This is a genomic window from Heterorhizobium halophytocola, from assembly GCF_017873095.1.
GTDB classification, from domain to species: Bacteria; Pseudomonadota; Alphaproteobacteria; order Rhizobiales; family Rhizobiaceae; genus Allorhizobium; species Allorhizobium halophytocola.
Map to the genome: position 1 here is coordinate 127862 of NZ_JAGGJU010000007.1, position 20610 is coordinate 148471.

Annotated in this window: 14 protein-coding genes; 7 read left to right on the forward strand and 7 right to left on the reverse strand. The window is 65.1% G+C overall.

What is annotated here, in order from left to right:
* Window positions 1-71: 71 nt before the first annotated feature.
* The 5 genes from J2Z17_RS13905 (at window position 72) to J2Z17_RS13925 (ending at window position 6625) form a co-directional block, all read left to right on the forward strand.
* On the forward strand, window positions 72-710 hold the full coding sequence (locus J2Z17_RS13905) for a YitT family protein (RefSeq protein ID WP_209946004.1): 639 nt from the start codon (window positions 72-74) through the stop codon (window positions 708-710).
* Window positions 711-861: 151 nt separating this feature from the next.
* Window positions 862-1506: a YitT family protein gene (locus J2Z17_RS13910; protein WP_209946006.1), complete on the forward strand. Its 645-nt coding sequence runs from the start codon at window positions 862-864 to the stop codon at window positions 1504-1506.
* 97 nt (window positions 1507-1603) lie between these two features.
* Window positions 1604-4084, forward strand: coding sequence for a ligase-associated DNA damage response DEXH box helicase (locus J2Z17_RS13915; protein WP_209946330.1), 2481 nt, complete (start codon window positions 1604-1606; stop codon window positions 4082-4084).
* A gap of 668 nt (window positions 4085-4752) precedes the next feature.
* On the forward strand, window positions 4753-5493 hold the full coding sequence (gene pdeM, locus J2Z17_RS13920; protein WP_377300097.1) for a ligase-associated DNA damage response endonuclease PdeM: 741 nt from the start codon (window positions 4753-4755) through the stop codon (window positions 5491-5493).
* Window positions 5494-5572: 79 nt separating this feature from the next.
* The gene (locus tag J2Z17_RS13925) at window positions 5573-6625 is read left to right on the forward strand and encodes a hypothetical protein (protein WP_209946008.1); all 1053 of its coding nucleotides are present in this window, start codon (window positions 5573-5575) and stop codon (window positions 6623-6625) included.
* Here J2Z17_RS13925 and J2Z17_RS13930 read toward each other — a convergent pair.
* From J2Z17_RS13930 to J2Z17_RS13960, 7 genes are all read right to left on the reverse strand, one after another.
* Window positions 6614-7930, reverse strand: coding sequence for an ABC transporter permease (locus tag J2Z17_RS13930; RefSeq protein WP_209946010.1), 1317 nt, complete (start codon window positions 7928-7930; stop codon window positions 6614-6616). The genes J2Z17_RS13925 and J2Z17_RS13930 overlap by 12 nt on opposite strands.
* Window positions 7927-8619, reverse strand: a complete 693-nt coding sequence (locus J2Z17_RS13935; protein ID WP_209946012.1) for an ABC transporter ATP-binding protein — start codon at window positions 8617-8619, stop codon at window positions 7927-7929. Before J2Z17_RS13935 ends, J2Z17_RS13930 begins: the two co-directional genes overlap by 4 nt.
* Entirely contained in the window at window positions 8619-9101 is a 483-nt protein-coding gene (locus J2Z17_RS13940) for a hypothetical protein (protein WP_245224104.1), read from the reverse strand. The genes J2Z17_RS13935 and J2Z17_RS13940 overlap by 1 nt, the downstream gene beginning before the upstream one ends.
* Window positions 9102-9203: 102 nt before the next feature.
* Window positions 9204-10955 carry an alkaline phosphatase gene (locus J2Z17_RS13945; protein WP_209946015.1) on the reverse strand — a complete coding sequence of 584 codons (1752 nt, stop codon included), beginning with the start codon at window positions 10953-10955 and terminating at the stop codon, window positions 9204-9206.
* A 102-nt stretch (window positions 10956-11057) separates the two neighbouring features.
* On the reverse strand, window positions 11058-11864 hold the full coding sequence (locus J2Z17_RS13950) for a TIGR02186 family protein (RefSeq protein ID WP_209946017.1): 807 nt from the start codon (window positions 11862-11864) through the stop codon (window positions 11058-11060).
* Window positions 11864-12787: a sulfite exporter TauE/SafE family protein gene (locus J2Z17_RS13955; protein WP_209946019.1), complete on the reverse strand. Its 924-nt coding sequence runs from the start codon at window positions 12785-12787 to the stop codon at window positions 11864-11866. Before J2Z17_RS13955 ends, J2Z17_RS13950 begins: the two co-directional genes overlap by 1 nt.
* Before the next feature lie 208 nt (window positions 12788-12995).
* Complete coding sequence (locus J2Z17_RS13960; RefSeq protein WP_209946021.1) at window positions 12996-16955, reverse strand: peptidoglycan-binding protein; 3960 nt, start codon at window positions 16953-16955, stop codon at window positions 12996-12998.
* 353 nt (window positions 16956-17308) lie between these two features.
* Between J2Z17_RS13960 and J2Z17_RS13965 the strand changes: the two genes are divergently transcribed.
* Both J2Z17_RS13965 and J2Z17_RS13970 read left to right on the forward strand, forming a co-directional pair.
* The gene (locus tag J2Z17_RS13965) at window positions 17309-19102 is read left to right on the forward strand and encodes an acyl-CoA dehydrogenase C-terminal domain-containing protein (protein ID WP_209946023.1); all 1794 of its coding nucleotides are present in this window, start codon (window positions 17309-17311) and stop codon (window positions 19100-19102) included.
* 240 nt (window positions 19103-19342) lie between these two features.
* Window positions 19343-20551, forward strand: coding sequence for an acetyl-CoA C-acetyltransferase (locus J2Z17_RS13970; protein WP_209946026.1), 1209 nt, complete (start codon window positions 19343-19345; stop codon window positions 20549-20551).
* Window positions 20552-20610: the final 59 nt, after the last annotated feature.

Sequence of the window (20610 nt, forward strand, 5' to 3'; positions counted from 1 at the left end):
GATTGGCCGCATCCTTATACCCGGAATGCTGGAAAATTGGTCTCTTTCACGGGATAGGGGCGCCGACCGACATGGCAATGATCACCGACATTATGGCCGCTGGCAAGAAGAACCCGGCCCGCCACACGCCACTGGAAGACATCCAGGGCATCCTCAGCGGCAGCATGATTTCCGCGCTGGGACTGTTCCTGCTCGGCAAGGTCGAGCTATTGACCGGCGGCATGGCCGGTGCCGCCTTCCTCCTGCATTACTGGGGCGGATGGAGCTTCGGCGTGCTGTTCTTCCTGCTCAACATGCCCTTCTATATTCTGGCGTTCAAACGGGTCGGTCTCGACTTCACCCTGAAGACGTTCCTGGCCATAGGCCTGACCTCGGGCCTGGTCGAACTGCAGTCGCGTTTCATTTCCATCCAGTGGATGAATCCGGTCTGGGCCGCAGCCCTTGGCGGCCTTCTGCTCGGTTACGGCCTGCTGGCGCTCTACCGCCACCGCGCAAGCCTCGGCGGCATCGGCATTCTTGCTGTCTACATCCAGGATCGTTTCGGCATCCGCGCCGGCTTCGTCCAGCTCGTCCACGATCTTGTCATCATGGCGCTTGCCTTCACCGTGGTGAGCCCCGAGATCGTCGCCTGCTCGGTGCTCGGCGCGGCGGTGATGAACCTGTTCGTTGCGATCAACCACCGTTCCGACCGCTATATCGCGCAGCGCTGACAGGGCAGGGCGGCAAATCCGGCCCATTGCCTCCATCCGTGCATGGTTGTAACCCTCGGGGCAAGATCGTGCCCGCTGCAGTCAGGGCACGCCGCCTGATCCGACCGACATGATCGCGTGTCGCGGCCGGCCGACACCAGGGGAACGATACATGACGACGACGACGACCCGGCGCAGCTTGAATGGTCTCTGGACCTCGCAGTCCGATCGCCATTCGGCACTCGAAGACGCGCAGGCCGTGACGGCCGGTTCCATGCTCGCCTCGCTCGGCGTGCTGCTGCTGTCCAGCGCCGGGCTCTTGACCGGCGGCACTGCCGGCGTTGCCTTCCTGCTGCATTACGCCACCGGCTACGCCTTCGGCCTGATCTTCTTCATCGTCAACCTGCCATTCTACTGGATCGCCTATCGCCGCATCGGGCTCGGCTTCTGCGTCAAGACCTTCATCGCCATTGCCGTCACCTCGCTTCTGACCGAGTTTTTGCCGGATGCCATCGGCCTTGCCCATCTGCAGCCGTTGGTGGCCGCCGTTTTCGGCGGATTGCTGATCGGCACCGGCATGCTTGTTCTCTTCCGCCACCGCGCGAGCCTCGGCGGTTTCGGCATTCTGGCGCTCTATCTGCAGGACCGCTTCGGCTGGCGCGCCGGCTTCGTCCAGCTCGGTTTCGACAGCTGCGTGCTGGTCTGCTCCTTCTTCGTCGCCAGCCCCTTCATCATCGCCTGCTCGATCGCCGGTGCCGTGGTGCTCAACCTGACGCTCGCCATCAATCACCGCCGCGACCGCTATATCGCGATGTAGTCGCATGATCCTGCCGCCCGGGGCTTTTCTTCGTGCACAATGAGACTACCTTTTCGGAGTGCTCGATGACCCTGGTGACCACAGCCTGACCGGCGAGATGCTGCCCGCCCCCTTCCTCCGCTGGTTCGCGGACAAGGGCTGGCAGCCGCGTGCCCATCAGCTGGAACTGCTGGCGCGGGCCGAGCGTGGCGAGAGCACGCTGCTGATCGCGCCGACCGGAGCCGGCAAGACGCTTGCCGGTTTCCTGCCGTCGCTCACCGATCTCGTCCGTCGTGGACGCAGGAAGCCGGGGGAGGCGTTCACCGGCGTCCACACGCTCTACATTTCGCCATTGAAGGCGCTCGCCGTCGATATCGAGCGCAATCTGACGAAACCGGTTGAGGAGATGGGACTTGCAATCAGCATCGAGAACCGCACCGGCGATACGCCCGCCGCCAAGCGCCAGCGCCAGAAGCTCAATCCGCCCGACATCCTGCTGACCACGCCGGAGCAGGTGGCGCTGCTGATTGCCAATGGCGAGGCGGAGCGCTTCTTCCGCGACCTGCAATTCGTCATCTTCGACGAGCTGCACTCGCTGGTCACGTCCAAGCGCGGCCACCTGCTGTCGCTCGGCCTTGCGCGGCTTCGCCGCCACGCGCCGGACCTTCGGACCATCGGCCTTTCGGCTACCGTTGCCGATCCGCCGGAGCTGCAGCGCTTTCTCGTCGGCCAGGACTATGGCGAAATCCGCGAGGCCGGTCTCGTCACCGTCGAGGGCGGCGCGAGACCCGTCATCACCATCCTGAAGACCGAGGACCGGATCCCCTGGTCGGGCCATGGCGCGCGCTATGCCATGTCGGAACTCTACGAGACGCTGAAGGATTTCCAGACCACGCTGATCTTCGTCAACACCCGGTCGCAGGCGGAAATGCTGTTCCAGGAACTCTGGACGATCAATGACGACAACCTGCCGATTGCCCTGCATCACGGCTCGCTCGACGTCTCGCAGCGGCGCAAGGTCGAGGCCGCCATGGCCGAGAACCGGCTGCGTGCCGTGGTTGCCACCTCGACGCTGGATCTCGGCATCGACTGGGGCGATGTCGATCTCGTCGTCCATGTCGGCGCGCCCAAGGGGGCCTCTCGTCTTGCCCAGCGCATCGGCCGCTCCAACCACCGCATGGACGAACCGTCGCGCGCCATTCTGGTGCCGGCCAACCGGTTCGAGGTGATGGAGTGCCAGGCCGCCCTCGACGCCAATTATATCGGCGCCCAGGACACGCCGGATATGGGCGAGGGCGCGCTCGACGTGCTCGCCCAGCACGTCCTCGGCATGGCCTGCGCTGCGCCATTTGCCGCCGACGATCTCTATTACGAGGTCACCTCCGCTGCCCCCTATGCCGCCCTCGATCGCGACACCTTCGACAGGATTGTCGATTTCGTCGCCACAGGCGGCTATGCGCTGAAGACCTATGAGCGTTATGCCAAGATCCGGCTCAACAAGGACGGGCTCTGGCGCATTTCCAATCCGACGATCGCCCAGCAATACCGGATGAATCTCGGTACCATCGTCGAAAGCCCGATGCTGAATGTGCGCCTGGTCAAGCGCAACAAGCTCGGTACCATCGGCCGCGGCGGCATGACGCTCGGCAAGGTCGAGGAATATTTCCTCGAACAGCTGTCCCAGGGCGATACCTTCCTGTTTTCCGGCAAGGTGCTGCGCTTCGAGGGCATTCGCGAGAACGAATGCCTGGTGTCCAACGCCTTTTCGCAGGACCCGAAGATCCCGTCTTATGCCGGCGGCAAGTTCCCGCTGTCGACCTATCTTGCCGACCAGGTGCGCGCCATGCTGGACGACCCGGAGCGCCGCCGGTCGCTGCCCGATCAGGTGCGCGACTGGCTGGAACTGCAGCGCGACAAGTCGAAGCTGCCAAAGCGCGGCGAGCTGCTGATCGAGACCTTTCCACGGGGAAAGCGTTTCTTCCTCGTCGCCTATCCGTTCGAGGGCCGGCTGGCGCACCAGACGCTCGGCATGTTGCTCACCCGCCGGCTGGAGCGCCTGGGCGGAAAGCCCCTCGGCTTCGTCGCCACCGATTATTCGCTGGCCATCTGGGGCCTGGAGGATCTGGGTGCGAGAATTGCAGGCGGAGGCCTCGATCTCGCCGACCTCTTCGACGAGGACATGCTGGGCGACGATCTGGAGGCCTGGCTCGACGAAAGCTGGATGCTGAAGCGCACCTTTCGCACCTGCGCCGTCATTGCCGGGCTGATCGAAAAGCGCCATCCGGGCAAGGAGAAATCCGGCCGTCAGGTCACTGTCTCGGCCGACCTCATTTACGACGTGCTGCGCTCCCACGAGCCCGACCACATTCTGCTCAAGGCAACCCGCCAGGATGCCGCCCGCGGCCTTCTCGACATTGCCCGCCTCGCCGACATGCTGGCCCGCATCAAGGGCCACATCACCCATATGCGCCTCGAGCACGTCTCCCCGCTCGCCGTCCCCGTCATGCTCGAAATCGGCCGCGAGACGGTGGTCGGCGAAGCCCACGAGGACGTGCTCGCCGAAGCTGCCGAGGATTTGATCGCCGAAGCCCTGGGGTAGGATCGCGCGCCGTTTCTGCGGATACCGCAGCGCGCGTGGCCCAGCCCCCTCTGCCTGCCGGCATCTCCCCCACAAGGGGGGAGAGGGCTTGCCGTAACCGACCGCCTCAACAACGTGCTCCCCAAGCCCCAAGCCCCAAGCCCCAAGCCCCAAGCCCCAAGCCCCAAGCCCCAAGCCCCAAGCCCCAAGCCCCAAGCCCCAAGCCCCAAGCCCCAAGCCAGTGCCGCACGGTTCGACGTTTCAAGTCCGGCGAGCGGGCGCCGAACAGTCTCTCCCCTTGTGAGGGAGATGCCAACAGGCAGAGGGGGACTTGCGCTACCGCAGCGCCTGGCGACAGGCGGACGGGACTTGCTTCCAATCCAGCATCCACCGGCAAACCCATGCCATGTCACGCCCCCCACGATTCGATCGCCCCTTGTGAGGGAGGACAGGCAGAAGGGTGCGCCAACGCAGGGCACGACCTCAGGCCGCGAGGCCTTGCCTCTGGCAGCACCCGCCACAACCCGTCCGACATTCCCCGCCCGGCAAACCCATGCTATGTCACGACAACATCGCCGCGATTCGATCTCACCCCTTGAGGGGGAGATGTCCGGCAGGACAGAGGGGGGGAAGGTGACAACCGAACGCCGGCCCCAAATTTTCAGAAGTCACGGAACGACATCACCCGCATGAGCATGCATCGACTGACATTGGCGGCAAGGCTGACGGATCTGCCCGATACCGGGCTTGCCCTTGCGGCCGAGTTCTCGCTTGCCGGCGTGCCCGCGCGCTGCGATGCCTTTGGCGCGCTGATGCTGCCGGGGCTCGACACCCTTGTGGTGTCCGACCTGCATCTGGAAAAAGGCGCAGCCTTTGCCCGGCGTGGCCAGATGCTGCCGCCCTACGACACGCTGGCGACGCTGAAACTGCTCGACGCCGTGATCGCCCGGCACGATCCGAAGGTCGTCATCAGTCTTGGCGACAATTTCCACGACCGGAGCGGGTCCGCACATCTGCCGGACGCCTTCCGGCAGAGGATTGTCGACATGGCGCGCGGCCGCGAGTGGATCTGGATCAACGGCAACCACGATCCGGACGGCGCCTTCGGCCTGCCCGGCATCTCGGCCGACCGGCTCGCCTATGGCGGGCTGAGCTTCGTTCATGAACCGTCCGAGGGCCCCGTCGCCGGCGAGATCGCCGGCCACCTGCATCCCTCAGCCACCGTCCGCCGCCGGGAAAAATCGGTGCGCCGCGCCTGCTTTGCGACGGACGGCGCCCGCCTCGTCATGCCCGCCTTCGGCGTCACCACCGGCGGCCTCGACCTGCGGCACAAGGCCTTCACCGGCCTTTTCGAGCGTGACCGTCTCGTCGCCCACCTGCTCGGCCGCGACCGCATCTATTCGGTGCGCTACAGCGGGTTGATGGGATAATCGACCTTCCCTGCCGTCCCGCACGCACGCCGTATTCGGCCCCTAGGGAAGGAACTTCGAAAGGAGCGGGGCCTCATTCATGGTGAAGAGCAAGAAGCGAGACGAACGGGCTGAACCGGTCCTGTTCTACCCGATGGACGTCCTGCCGCCCTCTGCCGCGACGTGCCGCGCGGCACTCTATGACGCCTTTGCCGATTATCGCGCCGCTCTCCATGTCTGCCCGACGTGCTTTGGGGAGGACAATCAGGAGGAACTGCGCTTGACTGCAAGGCAACCAGTCGAGCGTGCCAATTACGCCGTCATCCGGCAGTTCCTGTTCGAACACCCCAATTGCTGCGACGGGCTTGATTCCATCCGCCACTGGCTTCCCCGCCTCCTGGAAGCCGGTTTCTTCGACACCGACGCCTTCCCGTCGCCGATCGCGCAGGTCTATCGCTCGGGCCTCTGGCTCTGGCCGGAGCAAGAGCAGGCGGCGATCCGCGCGGCGGTGCGGCGCGCGGCCGAGGGCTGGTTCCGCGGCGGTTCGCCGGCCCCCTTCGACGAGCCGGCCGCCCTGCGCCTGTCGCTCGCCCGCCACCGACGGGGCCTGCAGCGCGATGCTCGCAAGGCGGACGCTATTGCCGAGGCGGAACGGCCGCTCGGCCTCCATGAGGAGAATGCCTGCTCGCGATTCTCGGTTCAGAGCCTGCTGTTGACGCGGTTCGAGCCGCGCGCGGTGTTCGACTGGCTACTGCAATGCGGTTCGCGCCGCGCTATCGCCGTTATCGTCGAAATGCTCGAAGAGAGCAGTCTTGGGGACGATATCGTCTATTATTCGACGCCCTTCGGTCCGGCTGGCGCCGAAGAGATCGAGCAGGCGCTGGCCGATGCGACCTCGGCGCTGAATCGGCTGGTCCGGCACGCCCTGTTCGAGGTCGTGACCGACGAGCGCCTGCTGGCGCTCTACGAAACCGTTTGCCAGTCCGATCCGGGGCTTGCAGAGACGCTGTGTCGGGCAGAGTATGCTTGGGGGATCGGCGCCTATGAGGCCTGGCTCACCGATCCCGGGGCCGAGATCGCGCGCCTACGGCATTTGCTGCGGATCGCCGGCCAAGGTAAGGCGCTCTCCTTCGGCGGGACCTCATCCCCTTAGCGCCTGCGCCGGTGACTGACGATAGGCGAGCAGCGCCGGCAGGGCGGCAAGGACGGCGGCGAAGGCCAGGGTGGCGGCAAGCTGCAGCATGTCTGCCTTGGTGAAGGAGACCGGCAGGCCGAAGCCGTTTCGCGCGGTAAAGACGCTGGAGATCATGGCTGCCGCCTGATAGCCGATGGCGATACCAGCGGCGATGCCGACCACGATCACCAGCATCAGCTCGCTCCAGACGATCAGCGAGATCGACAGCCGCGGCGCGCCGAAGGCTCTGAGGGCACCGATCTGCCGACGCCGCTGGCTGACATGCATCACGGTTACCAGTATCAGGGCAGCGGCCACCAGCACCTGCGCGCCGAAGGCGACCGCCTGCAGCACCAGCTTGGCGTCGCCGAGCGTCGCGTAGAGACGCGTCAACACCTCTCCGGGAAAGACGCCGACCGTGTCGCCGCCGCGAAACTGCTGCCTCAGCTTGTAGGCATCGGCGATCGACTTCGGCTTGACGAGGATCGCCGGCACACCGGGATCGCCTGGGCCGAAGGTCTCGTCGAGCGGAGCGTAGGCATCGATATGGCCGCCTGAATGATCATGGTCGTCGTCGTGATCATCCGCCGCGGCCGTGTCATCCGCATGCGTGTCCTCGGCCACCTCGTCATCATGATCGTGCCCGATGGCCTCCTCGTGCCCCTTTGCGTGCTCGTGTTCTTCCAGCCCGTGAATCTGCCAGACCGCCTGTACGGGCACGAGGATCGCCCGGTCCCAGGCGGTGCCCGTTGGCTGCAGTCGGCCTGTGACGGTGTAGGCAAGTTCGGTATGCGTATGGCCACCTTCTGCGGCGGTACCGTGCATCGGCTTTACCTGGTCGCCGGGCTTCAGCCGCACGGCCGAGCCGACCACGGCTTCGCCCTCATGGGCAAACATCGCTCCTTCGGCAAACCCGGGCGTCGTGCCGGCGATCAGCGCCGTCGTCGTGCCGATGATCGGATAGCCGGCGAAGCTGTCGCCGAAGGCCACCGGGGCCGCCCATTCGACACGCGGATCGGCCTGCAGATCAGCCAGCACATGACCTTCGGTCAGCGGTATCGGCGCCGCTTGCAGAAAGACCGAGGACAGCACCAGCTGCGTCTCGTTGCCCGCCGCGCCGATGACCAGATCGAACTTGTCGGCGGCGCGGGCGCTGCCGAGCCTGAGCGCCCGCTCCTGCAGGGTGACGGTCACCACCAGCGCGGTCGACAGCGCGACCAGCAGGGCGATGACGAGGCTGCCGAGCCAGACGCGTCGGAGGTCGGAGACGATGAACCGCATCATGCCGCCACCGCCTCGCGTCGGTCGGCGGCAATCCGGCCGCTGGCAAGCTCGATCCGCCGCGGCAGCCGGTCGATCAGCCGCGGATCATGGGACACGACGATCAGGGTGCTGCCTTCCGCCGCGGCGACGTCCAGCAGCAGGTCGGCGACCACGCTGCCGCTCTGTCTGTCGAGGCTGGCGGTCGGTTCGTCGGCGACGATCACGCCGGGTTGCCGCAGCAGGGCGCGCGCCACCGCCACCCGCTGCATTTCGCCGCGCGACATCGTCTCGATCGCCTGGTCCGGGCGTTCCAGCCCGAAGCGCTGGAGAAGATCGCCGGCCCGCGCCTGTCGCGCTTTGGTCGCCTGTCCTCCGAGCCGTGCCGGCAATAGCACGTTGTCGAGGGCAGACAGGCCGGGAAACAGATGAAAGTCCTGCATCACCAGCCCGACATTTTCCGCCCGCCAGCGGTCGCGGCGGCCTTCCGATAGTGTGGCAAGATCGGTGTCGCTCCAGAGCACGCGGCCGTGGCGCAGCCCTTCCAGTCCGGTGATGATGTTGACCAGCGTGCTCTTGCCAGAGCCGGAGGCTCCGGTGATGCAGACATGCTCACCGGCGGTGATCGCAAGCCGGTCGATCTCGAGCACGGGTGCTGCAAGTCCGGCAAAGCTGACGCGGGCGTCTTCGAGGGAAAGGTCGAGCCTGGTCATCAGGCCACGCTGTAGCGGGCTTGCCGGAGCCTGAGCAGGCTGACGAAACCGGTTTCCGGATCGGTCCAGGAGCCCATTTCCAGCATGCCGGTCACCTCGATCTGGGTACTTGGCTGGACGAAGGTCTGCTTTTCGTCAAGATAGACGACAACGATATTGTCCGGCCAGTCGGCATCCGACGAGCAGAACGGGCAGAGCGCCATCGGGATTTCGGTGAGCACGAAGAAGCTCGCCTCGGCCTTCAGTGGCGGCGCCATGAAGCCGCGCATGGCGATCTGCTTGCCTGTCAGCTGTTTCACCTTGTCGGAGAATTCCAGTCCCAGCGGGCTCACCTTGCCGTAGAGTTCGTCGAAGGTCAGAGCGGGCAGCGCGGCACGGGCGGGGCCTGCAAGCGGCAGGGCGAGCGTGCCGAGCCCGGCAAGCAGTGCGCGTCGGGTCAGCCGTGCACGGCGCGACAGATGGGGCGGGAGCAGGGGGGACATGGGCATATCTCCGATATTCGACCTTGTCTTTTAGGCGCCGCAGAACGGCAATGTCCGGGCGGCAGGCGCCGCCCGGACGGTGTCAGCCATCAGAGCCCGGGGTCAGTTGGTCTTGGCCGCCCCGAGGGCAAGCGCGTCGACCATGACCTTGTAGACGTCGCTTTCTTCCATATAGCCCTTGAAGCCGTCCGCGCCGGGGCCGGCGGCCTGCAGCACGACGTCATCGACCGAATGGGTGCCGGTCGATTCGTCCTTCGGCAGATTGCCTTCCTCGAAGATCGCGCCGGGCACGTCCTTATAGGCTTCGTTGGCGATATATTCGCCCTTCTCGTTCTTCACCGCCGGCTCGAACGGGCCGTCCATTTTCGGCTGGAAGGTCTCGTAGTGGTCGGGGAAGTTGGAGACGAACATGGCGAGGCGCCGGTCGGCATCGACCTTGTCGGGGAAGCCGTCATGGTCCTCGTCGGTATAGGTCGGGAAGCCTGCGGCAGCGCCGACCTTGAAGCTCTCGCGGCCGGTCTCGCCCTTGGTGTTGTCGATCATGCCCATCAGCGTCACGCCGTGGGTATGGTCGCCGGTCACCACGATCAGCGTATCGGGATGGTCCTTCTGGTATTCGCGGGCAATCCCGATCGCCTGGTCGAATTCGATCGTGTCATAGACGGCGCGTTCCATGTCGAGCGGGTGGCTGGCCTTGTCGATGTCGGAGCCTTCGACCATCAGGAAGAAGCCGTCCGGATTCTGGTCGAGCTTGGCGAGTGCCACCTTGGTCATCTCGACCAGGCCCGGCTGATCCGGGAACTTGTCGACGGAACCCTTCTTCAACTGCAGGCGGTCGAGCGCGTAGTCCATGTTGCCGGTGTGGAACAGGCCGAGCATGTGCTCGGGATTGTCGGTTGCGACCTTTTCCAGTTCGGCGCTGTTGGTAGCGATCGTGTAGCCGGCGTCCTGGAACAGCTTGATATAGTCCTTGTCGTCCTTGCGCTTCGAGCCGGGGGTTTCCTTGTTGAGGAAATAGGCCGAGCCGCCGCCGAGTGCGACCTCGGGCTTGACGTCGAGCATCATGCCGACGATGGCGGCCTTCTCGTCGCGCAGGCGGGTGTGGGAGACGACGGCGGCCGGCGTTGCGTCTTCCAGTTCCGACTTGGCGACGATGCCGATCGACTTCTTCGTCGTGCGGCGGAGCGCCTCTGCGATGTTCTCGACCTTCGGGTCATCGAACGGATCGGCAGTGCGGTCGGCATAGACGCCGATGGCGTTGATCGCCGACTTGTGGCCGGTCATGTAGGCCGACATGGTGTTGGCCGAATCGGTATTGATCGAATTGGTGGCCGACGTGCCGATGAAGGCCATGTGGTCGAGGTCGTCCATGGCCAGGCGCCCGTTCGCCTTGCCCTCGGTCATGCCCTTGGACATGATGCGGGCAGCCGTGCGGTGGGCGACCGAAAGGCCGTCGCCGAGGAAGAAGATGACGTTCTTGGCAACCGGCTTGTCCGGCGTGGCGTAGACGTCCCAGGTAACCGACTTTGACTCGTCGCCGGCCTTGGCTTCAACCGTGTAGGTGCCGGCCGAAAGCTTGACGCCGCGCAGCACCAGCGCCGAGCCGAGCGCCTTGTCGTCCTTGCCCTTCTCTTCGGCGACGAACTCGGCTTCCGAACCCAGAACCGACTTGTAATCCTCGCCATTGACCGTGACCTTGACGTCTTCGGGCTTGATCATGGCGTCGAACTCGACCTTGAAATCGAACGGCGAGCCGCTGAGAATCGTCGCCCGGTCCAGCGGATAGACGGTCGCTGCATGGGCCGAACCGACCAGGGCCGTGGTCGCCACAAGGGCAGCAAAAAGAGTGCGCATGGATTATCCCTCTCCAAGTGTGATCTATACCGGACCTATAGGTCCGGCAGATGACACTCGCATGACGATATCCCCGCCATGGCCGGGCAAGTTTTAGGGGGGTCAGTCCTTGCGGAAGATGACGCTGGCGCTCCAGCCGGTCAGCATGGCCAGCACGACGGCAAACAGGCCGTAAAGCAGCGGCTTTTCGTGCGCCGCCTGGGAGATCGTGTCCTCCAGTCCGGTCTTGATCACCCGCAGGGGCAGTTCCTTCTGGGCGATGAAGCTGCCGCTCTTGAACAGATAGGCATGTACCATGTGGACGCCGTTCGGGATATTCGCCGGCAGTTTGAGTGTCGCCTTGAACAGGTTGGAGGAGACGAAGCGCACGCCGTTGTTTTCGGCCTGGTAGAGCCCGCTTGCCACGCTGAGCCGCCGATAGGCGTCGCGAAAGCTGGTCATGTTGGTGTCCGGCGCGAAATAGCCGATGGGGGTCAGCGGGATATGCGGAATGCCGACGCCGACGCTGTTGAGCAGGTCGGGGGAGGCGATGTCGCTGACGAGCCGGGTGCTGGCGAGCGAATAGGATTCGGGCGGCGCCTCGAAGGTCATCGAGCGGCGGTTGACCCAGATGCCGAACAGCCGCTCCTTGCGGCGCACGGTGGCGTCCTCGCGCGGGCCTTCCAGCGTGACGATCACGTCGTACTGGCCGATGGCCAGAAGCAGCTGGTCGGTATTGGTGAGCGCGCCGAACACCGTCAGGTTGGCACCGCGAAAATCCGAGGTGATGGCGATCTCGTTGGTCGAGGTGCCGATGTCGAGGCCCTCCGCGCCTTCGACGCCTGTCACACCGGATGGCAGCGGCACCTGTGCCGCGGCGATCTGGACCGTCGCGCAAAGCATCAGAAGGGCAAGCAGGAAGCGGCACATCAGCCTCTGGAGCCTCCCACGGTGATGGAATAGAGATCGGCCGGCGTCAGCACCAGGTCGATTGCCAGTCGGATGCCGACGGCAAGCACCAGCAGGCCCAACAGCACGCGCAGCTGTTCGCCGCGCAGTTTCTGCCCGACACGCACGCCGTACTGCGCGCCGACAACGCCGGCGACGATCAGCAGTGCGGCGAGCACGATATCGACGGAATAGTTCGTGCCGGCCTGGATCATCGTCGTATAGGCCGATACGAAGATGATCTGGAACAGCGAGGTCCCGACCACGACATTGGTCGGGATGCGCAGAAGATAGATCATCGCGGGCACGAGAATGAAGCCGCCGCCGATGCCCATCGGGGTCAGCATGCCGATCAGGAAACCGAGCACCACGACCGGGATGGCGCTCAGATAGATCTTCGATTTCTTGAAGCGCATCTTCAGCGGCAGCTTGTGGATCCACATGTGCTGGCCGGAGCGCTTCACCGCCACCGGCGTCGCGCTCTTGGAGCGGCGCAGCGCACCGACGCCCTCGACCAGCATCAGCGTGCCGACGGTGCCGAGCAGCACGACATAGAGCAGCGAGATGATCAGGTCGATCTGGCCGAGCTTTTTCAGCGCCACGAAGATCCACATGCCGACGGTGGCGCCGACAAGACCGCCGGCAAGCAGGATGCCGCCGAGCTTCAGGTCGAGCGAGCCGCGGCGGAAATGGGTGATGGCGCCGGAAACCGAGGAGGCCACGACCTGGTTTGCGCCGGTCGCGACGGCAACGATGGGAGGGATATTGTAGAAGATCAGCAGTGGCGTGATCAGAAAGCCGCCGCCGACGCCGAACATTCCGGACAGGAAACCGACGGCCGCACCCATGCCCAGTATGATGAACACGTTTACCGACAGTTCCGCGATCGGCAGGTAGACAGTCACCCTCGGATCCCAATGCTAAATTGATCGCGATCCGGTGAACCGCGGCACCGCTAAACTGCCGTAATCATGAGCAGTCCTTGGCTGGGGGCGATGTCCGGCCTCATGCGAAAGGTTTCATGGACATCGCTATTTTCATGCGCTTCTCGGCCAGCCGAGTCAATTCCGCACCGCATTGCGGCATTGGTTTTTTAAGGTCCAGCCGAACGCCTTATTTGTTGCGGGCGAGCAGCTCCTTGACCAGGTCGTCGTCGATCCGTCCGCTCGGCGTCTGGCCGACGGAGGTCTGGAATGCCTTGATCGCCGCAATCGTCTTGGCGCCGATGATTCCGTCCGGCGCGCCGGCGTCGAAACCGTTATTGTTGAGGATGCCCTGAACGTTGCGAACCACCCGGGTCATGTCGACGCTGGAGGTCTTCACCGACTTGCCGACCCATTCGTCCGGCAGGTCGACGGCATTGGCATCGGGGTCGAGCGGTGTCGGCTTCCACGCCGCCACGGCAGCCTTCATCGTCTTCAGTTCTTCCGGCTTCAGCTTGGCCGCAAGTTCGTCGCGCTTTTGCGCTGCGTCCTTGTCGCCGTCATTGGCAGCGATCGAGAACCATTTGTAGCTGTCCGTCAGGTCCGGCTGCACGCCATTGCCGCGGGCATAGAGAATGGCGAGGTTGAACTGGCTGTCGGTGATCCCGGTCTGGGCTGCCTTCTCGAACCATTCGGCCGCCTTTTCGTAGTTCTGCGTGCCGATCGAGCCGGAGGCATAGAGCACCGCCAGATTGTGCATGGCGCTGGCATTGCCCTTGATCGCCGCCTTCTCGTAGTAGTCACGCGCCTTGTCGATGTCGCGGGGGACGCCGCTGCCCTTTTCGTAGAGATTGGCCAAGCGATATTCGGCCGGGGCCAGACCCTTCTCGGCGGCGCGCTGATACCAGCTTGCGGCCGTTGCCAGATTGATGTCGACGCCGCGGCCTTCGCTGTAGCGGGCGGCGACCTCGAACATGGCTTTCGGATCGCCGTCCTGCGCGGCCTTGGCGAGCGAGGGCGGGCTGATTGCGGCAAGCGAGGGATCCGTTGCGGCCGGTGCGCTTGCCGCTGCCATGTCCTGCGTTGCCGGCGGGGTGCGAAGCGCCGGGGTCTCGGCCTGCGCCGTCTCTGCAGCCGGCTCGCTGACGCCGTCGCCGGCAAGATCGCCGTCGCTGTCGCTCGCTACCTCGGCCTGTTCGTTGGGAGCCTGGCTCGACATCGCCGCGCCATCGGCGCCGGACGCCGGGATCAGCGCGTCCGGCAGCGGCCCGGCATCGGTAAAGCCGGGTGCCGCATCGCTGCTTTGCAGGTTCAGCGCCGGCGCCTTGTCCAGGTTTTCAACCTTGCTGTCTGCAGTTGCCTGCGGCGCAGCCGTCGTGTTTACCGCCGGGGTCGCGTCGACCGAAGCCTTGCTGTCGGCCGGTTCGGCAATTGCCGGCGCGGCCGGAGCCTCCGCCTTGTCGCCATGGGTCAGCGACTTGACCAGCGGCATGGCCATCAGCACCAGCAGCACGGCGCCGGCGGCCATCAGCAGCGGGCGGCGATAGCGGGCAAACAGAGAGGTGCCGTCCCCCTTGGCGCCCTTGCTGCTGCCGGATGCCGGCGTGCGCACGGCTTCCTGGGCCGCGGCCTGTGCGGCGCGGCGGGCCGCTGCGATATAGTCGGTGCGTTCACCTTCGCCCTTGGCAGACAGTTCGCCCTGGTTGCTGGCGGCACGCACCCGCTCGAGGATCTTGCGCACATCCGGGGCCCCGGAGCCCGGCTCCAGCAGCACGTTGTCCTCCTCGCTCGGGACCATATCGACCGGATCGATGGAGGGGCTCGGGTCTATCGACTGCCGCTCGGGAGCGAGATTGTCGGATGACCGGTGATCGGCCGCCGGATGGTCCGAGACCGCAAGGCCTGTCGGGCCGGCGTCGGCACTCTCCGGCGCGGTCACCTTGGGGGAGGGACGAAGCTTGCGGTTGAGGCTGGCAAGCAGGCTCGGCTTCGGCGCCGCCTTGGTCGCCTCGACCTCCAGTTCGTCGCTGCCGCCGATTCGGTCGGCCACCAGCGTGTCTTCCATGGTGTCGGCCAGCACGGCAGGACTGTCGGCGGTTGCCGGTGCCTTCGCGGCGGTTGCCGGTGCTGCGTCCCGTTCGATCGGAGCCGTGGCAAAGCCCTGGGGAGCCGCCAGGCTGTCGGTATGCACACGGTCCAGCCGGTCGGCGATGTCGAGCAGGGTTTCCTTCAGGCTGTCCAGGGTGCGCTGGTTGCGCTCCTCGCTGTCACGGCTGATGCTTTCCAGATGGCGCAGGCTCTGGGCCAGCGCAGCCACGGTTTCGAGATCGGCGCCCGATGGCGGCGACCCCATGCGCGAGGCATCATGGGCGAAATTGGCCATCACCGCCTCGGCTGCCTGGCGGGCGGCCTCGATGATGTATTCGTCGCTCGTCGCCATATAGTCTTCGAGCGCCGATACCCGATCGTTCATCTCGGGCGAGCCTTCGCCGCCGCCCTGTGGATTTTCGCTCAGCAGCCGCGACAGGTTGGAGATCTGGTCTTCCAGGCCGCGCAGGGCAGCGCTGTCGCCGGCCGGCGCGCTCATCGTTTCGTCCAGGCGGCCCGCAATCTCGGCCATGCGGTCGTCGAGGCGGCGCAGGATCGTGTCGTCGAAAGCCGGCTGCTGGCGTTCTTCCATCTCCTCGATCATCCGGGCCAGCCGGTCGAGACGCATGGCCAGGCCGTCGTCGACGGCACTGCCGCCGAGCCCGTCGATCTTGGCCGACAGATCTGCCAGTGCATCGATGAATTCGGGCGGCATCGACACCGGCTGGGCGTCGGAAACGATCTGGGTCAGGCTTTCGATGCGCTGTTCGAGACGCTGGATGTCGGGCGCGCCGGAGAGTTCTTCCATGCGGTTGGCGAGCATCTCGATGCGCCGCAACAGCTCCTCGCTCGCCACGTCCTGATCCGTCGGATGGGCCAGCGATTCGATCTGCAGCGCCATGCCGCTCAGCCGCTCGTCGATGCGCAGCAGCATTCCGTCATCCTGCTCGGATGCGGTGTGCTTGCCGGCGACGATCGCCCGGGTGATCTCGTCGAGCCTCAGGTCGAGGCCGGCAAACTGGTCGCGAAACGCGTCTTCGGAGGGGTTTGCCCGCGCGCCGATCTGTTCGAGTGCCGTGGCGACCGCAATCAGCTTGTCTTCCAGCGCCCGCACCGAGCGGCTGTCGCTCATCGTGCTCAGCTGCTGCTTGACGTCTTCGAGCCGCAGCGCCATGCGACCCAGTTCCTCGCGCATCGCGCCGGGGTCGAAATGGGTCATCTGGATTTCGAGATCCGTCCAGCGGGTCTCCATCTCGCGCAGCGATTCCTCGCGGGCAAGCCCGTCCATCAGCGCCCGCAACTGCTCGAAGTCGTCACGCAGGCCATCCGCCGCGGCGCCGCCGGAATGGCTGATGGCCGCCACGCGTTCGGCCAGCCGCGCCAGGTCTTCCTGCACACCGTCGTCGCTGCGCTGGCCGGCGGCAAAGCTTTTCAGGCTCTGCATTTCCGTGCGCATCTGGCCGAGCTCATGCGCAAGCCCGTCGGAGATCTCCGCCTTCAGGTCGTGCTTGAGGCCGGACAGCGCCTCGGTGATTTCCCGGATCAGCGCCTCGCCCTGCATGGTCGACAGCGCGGGCTGGGCCTGGGCCGGGTTGTAGGGCTGGGCGGGAGCCTGCGCAGAAGGGTGCGCCGGCTGCTGGTAATGCGGCTGTGCCTGCGGATGGGCCGGCTGCGGATAGGCGGCCTGCGCCGGCTGGGAATGTGTCGGGGAGGGATAGGCCGGTGTGGCCGGCTGGGCCGGTGCCCGGGCGGCAAGGCTTGCCCGTGCGGCGGCGGCGGCCTGCGTCGCGCGGATCGATTCCAGCATGCGCTGCCGCTCGCGGATTTCCGCCAGCGGATCGCGCGGGCTGTCATGGTCGCGGCCGAGGGCCTCCCGGCCATAGCCCGGCTCGCGCTCTGCCGGAGCGCGGGCAGGGTTGGGGTTGGGATGACCGCGCGTGTCGCGCTGACCGTTCGACATCAGTCCCTCGATGCGGGCCTCAAGGCCCTCGATGGTGCGGCTTAGCGCTTCCAGCGAAGACGATTGCTCCGGACGGGGGGGATTTGATCGCGATTGGTTCATCTCTTACGCTCGCTTCCACGGTCTGGCCGACGCGGAGTCCTGTTCGTGGTCCATGCGGTTGGCAGCGAAACGGCGAGGGCGCGAAAGCCCGAATCTCCATCTCGTGTCACCTTGTCGCTAACCATTGAGGAAACGTGGTAAATAACCCGTTAATCCGGGTGGGCGATTTTAAGATTCGCGAAAGCAGGACGCGTACGTCGCGCCCGTGCAGCAAAGCTTTCGCCGAGAAGTGATCCCGGCCGGCGCGATATGTTCGAGTTAGCGATTGACGTTTACGCAAACGTCAATATTTTATGCACTCATGATTGTCCGGGTCCTGGGGGCCCCGAGGGAATTGCGGAGGAATTTCACCCATGCCGATCTACAAGGCGCCAGCCAACGATACGCTTTTCGTCCTTAACAACGTGCTGCGGCTTGATCGCTATCACAACCTTCCCGGTTTTGAGGATGCGACGCCGGACATGATCGAGGCGATCGTCGGCGAGGCGGCAAAGCTTGCCGAAGAGCAGCTGTTCCCGGTCAACCTGTCGGGCGACCAGGAAGGCTGCACCCGCAATGACGACGGCACGGTCGCTGTGCCCAAAGGCTTCAAGGAAGCCTATGATGCCTATTGCCAGAGCGGCTGGCTGGGCCTTGCCGTGCCGGAACAGTATGGCGGGCAGGGGCTTCCCTACACGCTGCATGCGGCCGTCGGCGAATACATGTCGTCCGCCAACATGGCGCTGATGATGTATCCGGGCCTGACCCAGGGCGCGATCGCGGCGATCCTTGTCCACGGTTCCGACGCCCAGAAGGAGACCTATCTGCCGAAAATGGTCGAGGGCACATGGTCCGGCACGATGAACCTGACGGAGCCGCATTGCGGCACCGATCTCGGCCTGCTGCGCACCAAGGCGGTTCCTCAAGGGGACGGCTCCTACAAGATTTCCGGCCAGAAGATCTTCATCTCGGCTGGCGAGCACCCGATGACCGACAATATCGTCCATCTGGTGCTGGCCCGTATCGAGGGTGCGCCGGAAGGCACCAAGGGCATTTCGCTGTTCATCGTGCCGAAATTCATGGTCGGCGACGACGGGTCTCTCGGCGAACGCAATGCAGTCACCTGCGGCGCCATCGAGGAGAAGATGGGCATTCACGGCAATGCAACCTGCGTGATGAACTATGACGAGGCCACGGGCTTCCTGATCGGCGCCGAGAACAAGGGCCTCTCGGCCATGTTCGTGATGATGAACGAGGCGCGTCTCGGCGTCGGCCTGCAGGGCCTGTCGGTTGCCGAAATCGCCTACCAGAATGCCGCCGACTATGCCCGCGAACGGATCCAGGGCCGCGCGCTTTCCGGTGCCAAGAGCCCGGACAAGAAGGCCGATCCGCTGATCGTCCATCCCGACATTCGCCGCGCGCTGCTGACGATCCGCGCCTTCAACGAAGCCGGCCGCGCGTTTACGCTCTGGACCGCGCTGCAGTCCGACATTGCCCATCGCTCGGGCGACGACAAGGACCGGCAGGTGGCGGACGACCTGCTCGGCCTGATGACGCCGATCCTGAAGGGTGTCCTGACCGACAAGGGCTTCGACCACGCGGTCATGGCCCAGCAGGTCTATGGCGGCCACGGCTATATCGAAGAACACGGCATGAGCCAGTATGTCCGCGATGCCCGCATCGCGATGATCTACGAGGGTGCCAACGGCATCCAGGCTCTGGATCTGGTGGGCCGCAAGCTCGGCCTGAACGGCGGCCGTGCGGTTATGGCGCTGTTCAAGGAGATCGGCGACTTCTGCGAGGAAAATCGTGCCGACGACGCCATGGTGGTTTATACCAAGAGCCTGAAAAAGGGCCTGAACGACCTGCAGGCGGCGACCATGTGGTTCATGCAGAACGCCATGGCCAAGCCCGACAATGCCGGCGCGGGCTCCACCGACTACATGCATCTTTTCGGCCTCGTCGTGCTCGGCTACATGTGGGCCAAGATGGCAAAGGCTGCCAACGAGGCGCTTGAATCGGGCACCGGCGATGCCGACTTCTACAAGAACAAGCTGTTGACCGGCAAATTCTACATGGAGCGCATCCTTCCGGAAACCGCGCTGCGCAAGACCCGCATCGAGACCGGTGCCGACACGATGATGGAAATGGCCGCCGAGGCGTTCTGAGGAGGACCCCTCCCCACAAAGGGGGAGAGGGCTGACAGAGCCCCGCGAGCGTTCGGGCAAGCGAGCGCGCCTTTGGGGGGAGTGGCGCTGTCTGCGGGTGCATATGTCAGGGGCGGCAAGTACGACATTCTCCCTCCCCCTTGTGGGAGGGTCGGGCAGGGGATTTCATCCAAGGTCCTCGTCGTCCCGGCAAACCAGAAATTTCAAGGCGCGCCTAGCGCCGAAGGGAGAGAAACCGATATGACAGACGTCTTCATTTACGACCATGTGCGCACGCCCCGCGGGCGCGGCAAGAAGGACGGATCGTTGCACGAGGTTCCCTCGGTGCGCCTCGCCGCCAAGACCCTTGAGGCCCTGCGCGACCGCAACGGCCTCGACACCGCCAATGTCGACGACATCATCATGGGCTGCGTCGATCCGGTGATGGATGCCGGCGCCGTCATCCCCAAGGCTGCGGCCTTCGAGGCGGGCTATTCCAACAAGGCGCCGGGCATGCAGATCTCGCGCTTCTGCGCGTCCGGCCTCGACGCGGTCAATTTCGCCGCCGGCAAGGTCATGGCCGGCTCCGACGACATCGTCGTCGCCGGGGGCGTGGAAAGCATGTCGCGGGTCGGCATGGGCATGTCGGGCGGTGCCTGGTACATGGATCCCTCGGTCAATTTTCCCGCCTATTTCATGCCGCAAGGCGTGTCGGCGGACCTGATCGCCACGAAATACGGCTTTTCCCGCGATGACGTCGACGCTTACGCGGTCGAAAGTCAGAAGCGGGCCGGCCATGCCTGGGAGGCCGGCTATTTCGACCGTTCGGTCATCCCGGTGAAGGACCAGAACGGCCTGGTGATCCTGGCGAGGGACGAGCACATGCGCCCCACCACCGACATGCAGTCGCTGGCAGGCCTCAATCCCTCCTTCCAGATGCCCGGCGAGATGGGCGGCTTCGAGGCCGTCGGCATCATGGCCCATCCGGAAATCGAGAAGATCAACTATGTCCACCATGCCGGCAATTCGTCCGGCATCGTCGATGGCGCCGCCGCCGTCCTGATCGGCTCGAAGGCGGGTGGCGAGACCATGGGGCTGAAGCCGCGCGCCCGCATCCGCGCCTTCACCAATATCGGCTCGGACCCGGCCCTGATGCTGACCGGCCCGGTCGACGTCACCGAAAAGCTCTTTGCCCGAACCGGCATGTCGGTCTCCGACATCGACCTCTTCGAGCTCAACGAGGCTTTCGCCGCCGTCGTGCTGCGCTACATGCAGGCCTTCGACATCCACCATTCGAAAATCAACGTCAACGGCGGCGCGATCGCCATGGGCCATCCGCTCGGCGCCACCGGCGCGATGATCCTCGGCACCGTGCTCGACGAACTGGAACGCCGCGATCTCAATACCGCGCTCGTCACGCTCTGCATCGGCGCCGGCATGGGCACGGCGACCGTCATCGAACGGGTTTGAGCGGGTCTTAACCCTCCCCGTGGGGGAGGGTGGCCGGCAGGCGGGGCGGGTCTTCTTCT

What these genes read in the sequence shown, in the direction of transcription:
- J2Z17_RS13905 (WP_209946004.1), top strand. Translation starts at nt 72, where the DNA reads ATGGCAATGATCACCGACATTATGGCCGCTGGCAAGAAGAACCCGGCC.
- J2Z17_RS13910 (WP_209946006.1), top strand. Translation starts at nt 862, where the DNA reads ATGACGACGACGACGACCCGGCGCAGCTTGAATGGTCTCTGGACCTCG.
- J2Z17_RS13915 (WP_209946330.1), top strand. Translation starts at nt 1,604, where the DNA reads ATGCTGCCCGCCCCCTTCCTCCGCTGGTTCGCGGACAAGGGCTGGCAG.
- pdeM (WP_377300097.1), top strand. Translation starts at nt 4,753, where the DNA reads ATGAGCATGCATCGACTGACATTGGCGGCAAGGCTGACGGATCTGCCC.
- J2Z17_RS13925 (WP_209946008.1), top strand. Translation starts at nt 5,573, where the DNA reads ATGGTGAAGAGCAAGAAGCGAGACGAACGGGCTGAACCGGTCCTGTTC.
- J2Z17_RS13930 (WP_209946010.1), bottom strand. Translation starts at nt 7,930, where the DNA reads ATGATGCGGTTCATCGTCTCCGACCTCCGACGCGTCTGGCTCGGCAGC.
- J2Z17_RS13935 (WP_209946012.1), bottom strand. Translation starts at nt 8,619, where the DNA reads ATGACCAGGCTCGACCTTTCCCTCGAAGACGCCCGCGTCAGCTTTGCC.
- J2Z17_RS13940 (WP_245224104.1), bottom strand. Translation starts at nt 9,101, where the DNA reads ATGTCCCCCCTGCTCCCGCCCCATCTGTCGCGCCGTGCACGGCTGACC.
- J2Z17_RS13945 (WP_209946015.1), bottom strand. Translation starts at nt 10,955, where the DNA reads ATGCGCACTCTTTTTGCTGCCCTTGTGGCGACCACGGCCCTGGTCGGT.
- J2Z17_RS13950 (WP_209946017.1), bottom strand. Translation starts at nt 11,864, where the DNA reads ATGTGCCGCTTCCTGCTTGCCCTTCTGATGCTTTGCGCGACGGTCCAG.
- J2Z17_RS13960 (WP_209946021.1), bottom strand. Translation starts at nt 16,955, where the DNA reads ATGAACCAATCGCGATCAAATCCCCCCCGTCCGGAGCAATCGTCTTCG.
- J2Z17_RS13965 (WP_209946023.1), top strand. Translation starts at nt 17,309, where the DNA reads ATGCCGATCTACAAGGCGCCAGCCAACGATACGCTTTTCGTCCTTAAC.
- J2Z17_RS13970 (WP_209946026.1), top strand. Translation starts at nt 19,343, where the DNA reads ATGACAGACGTCTTCATTTACGACCATGTGCGCACGCCCCGCGGGCGC.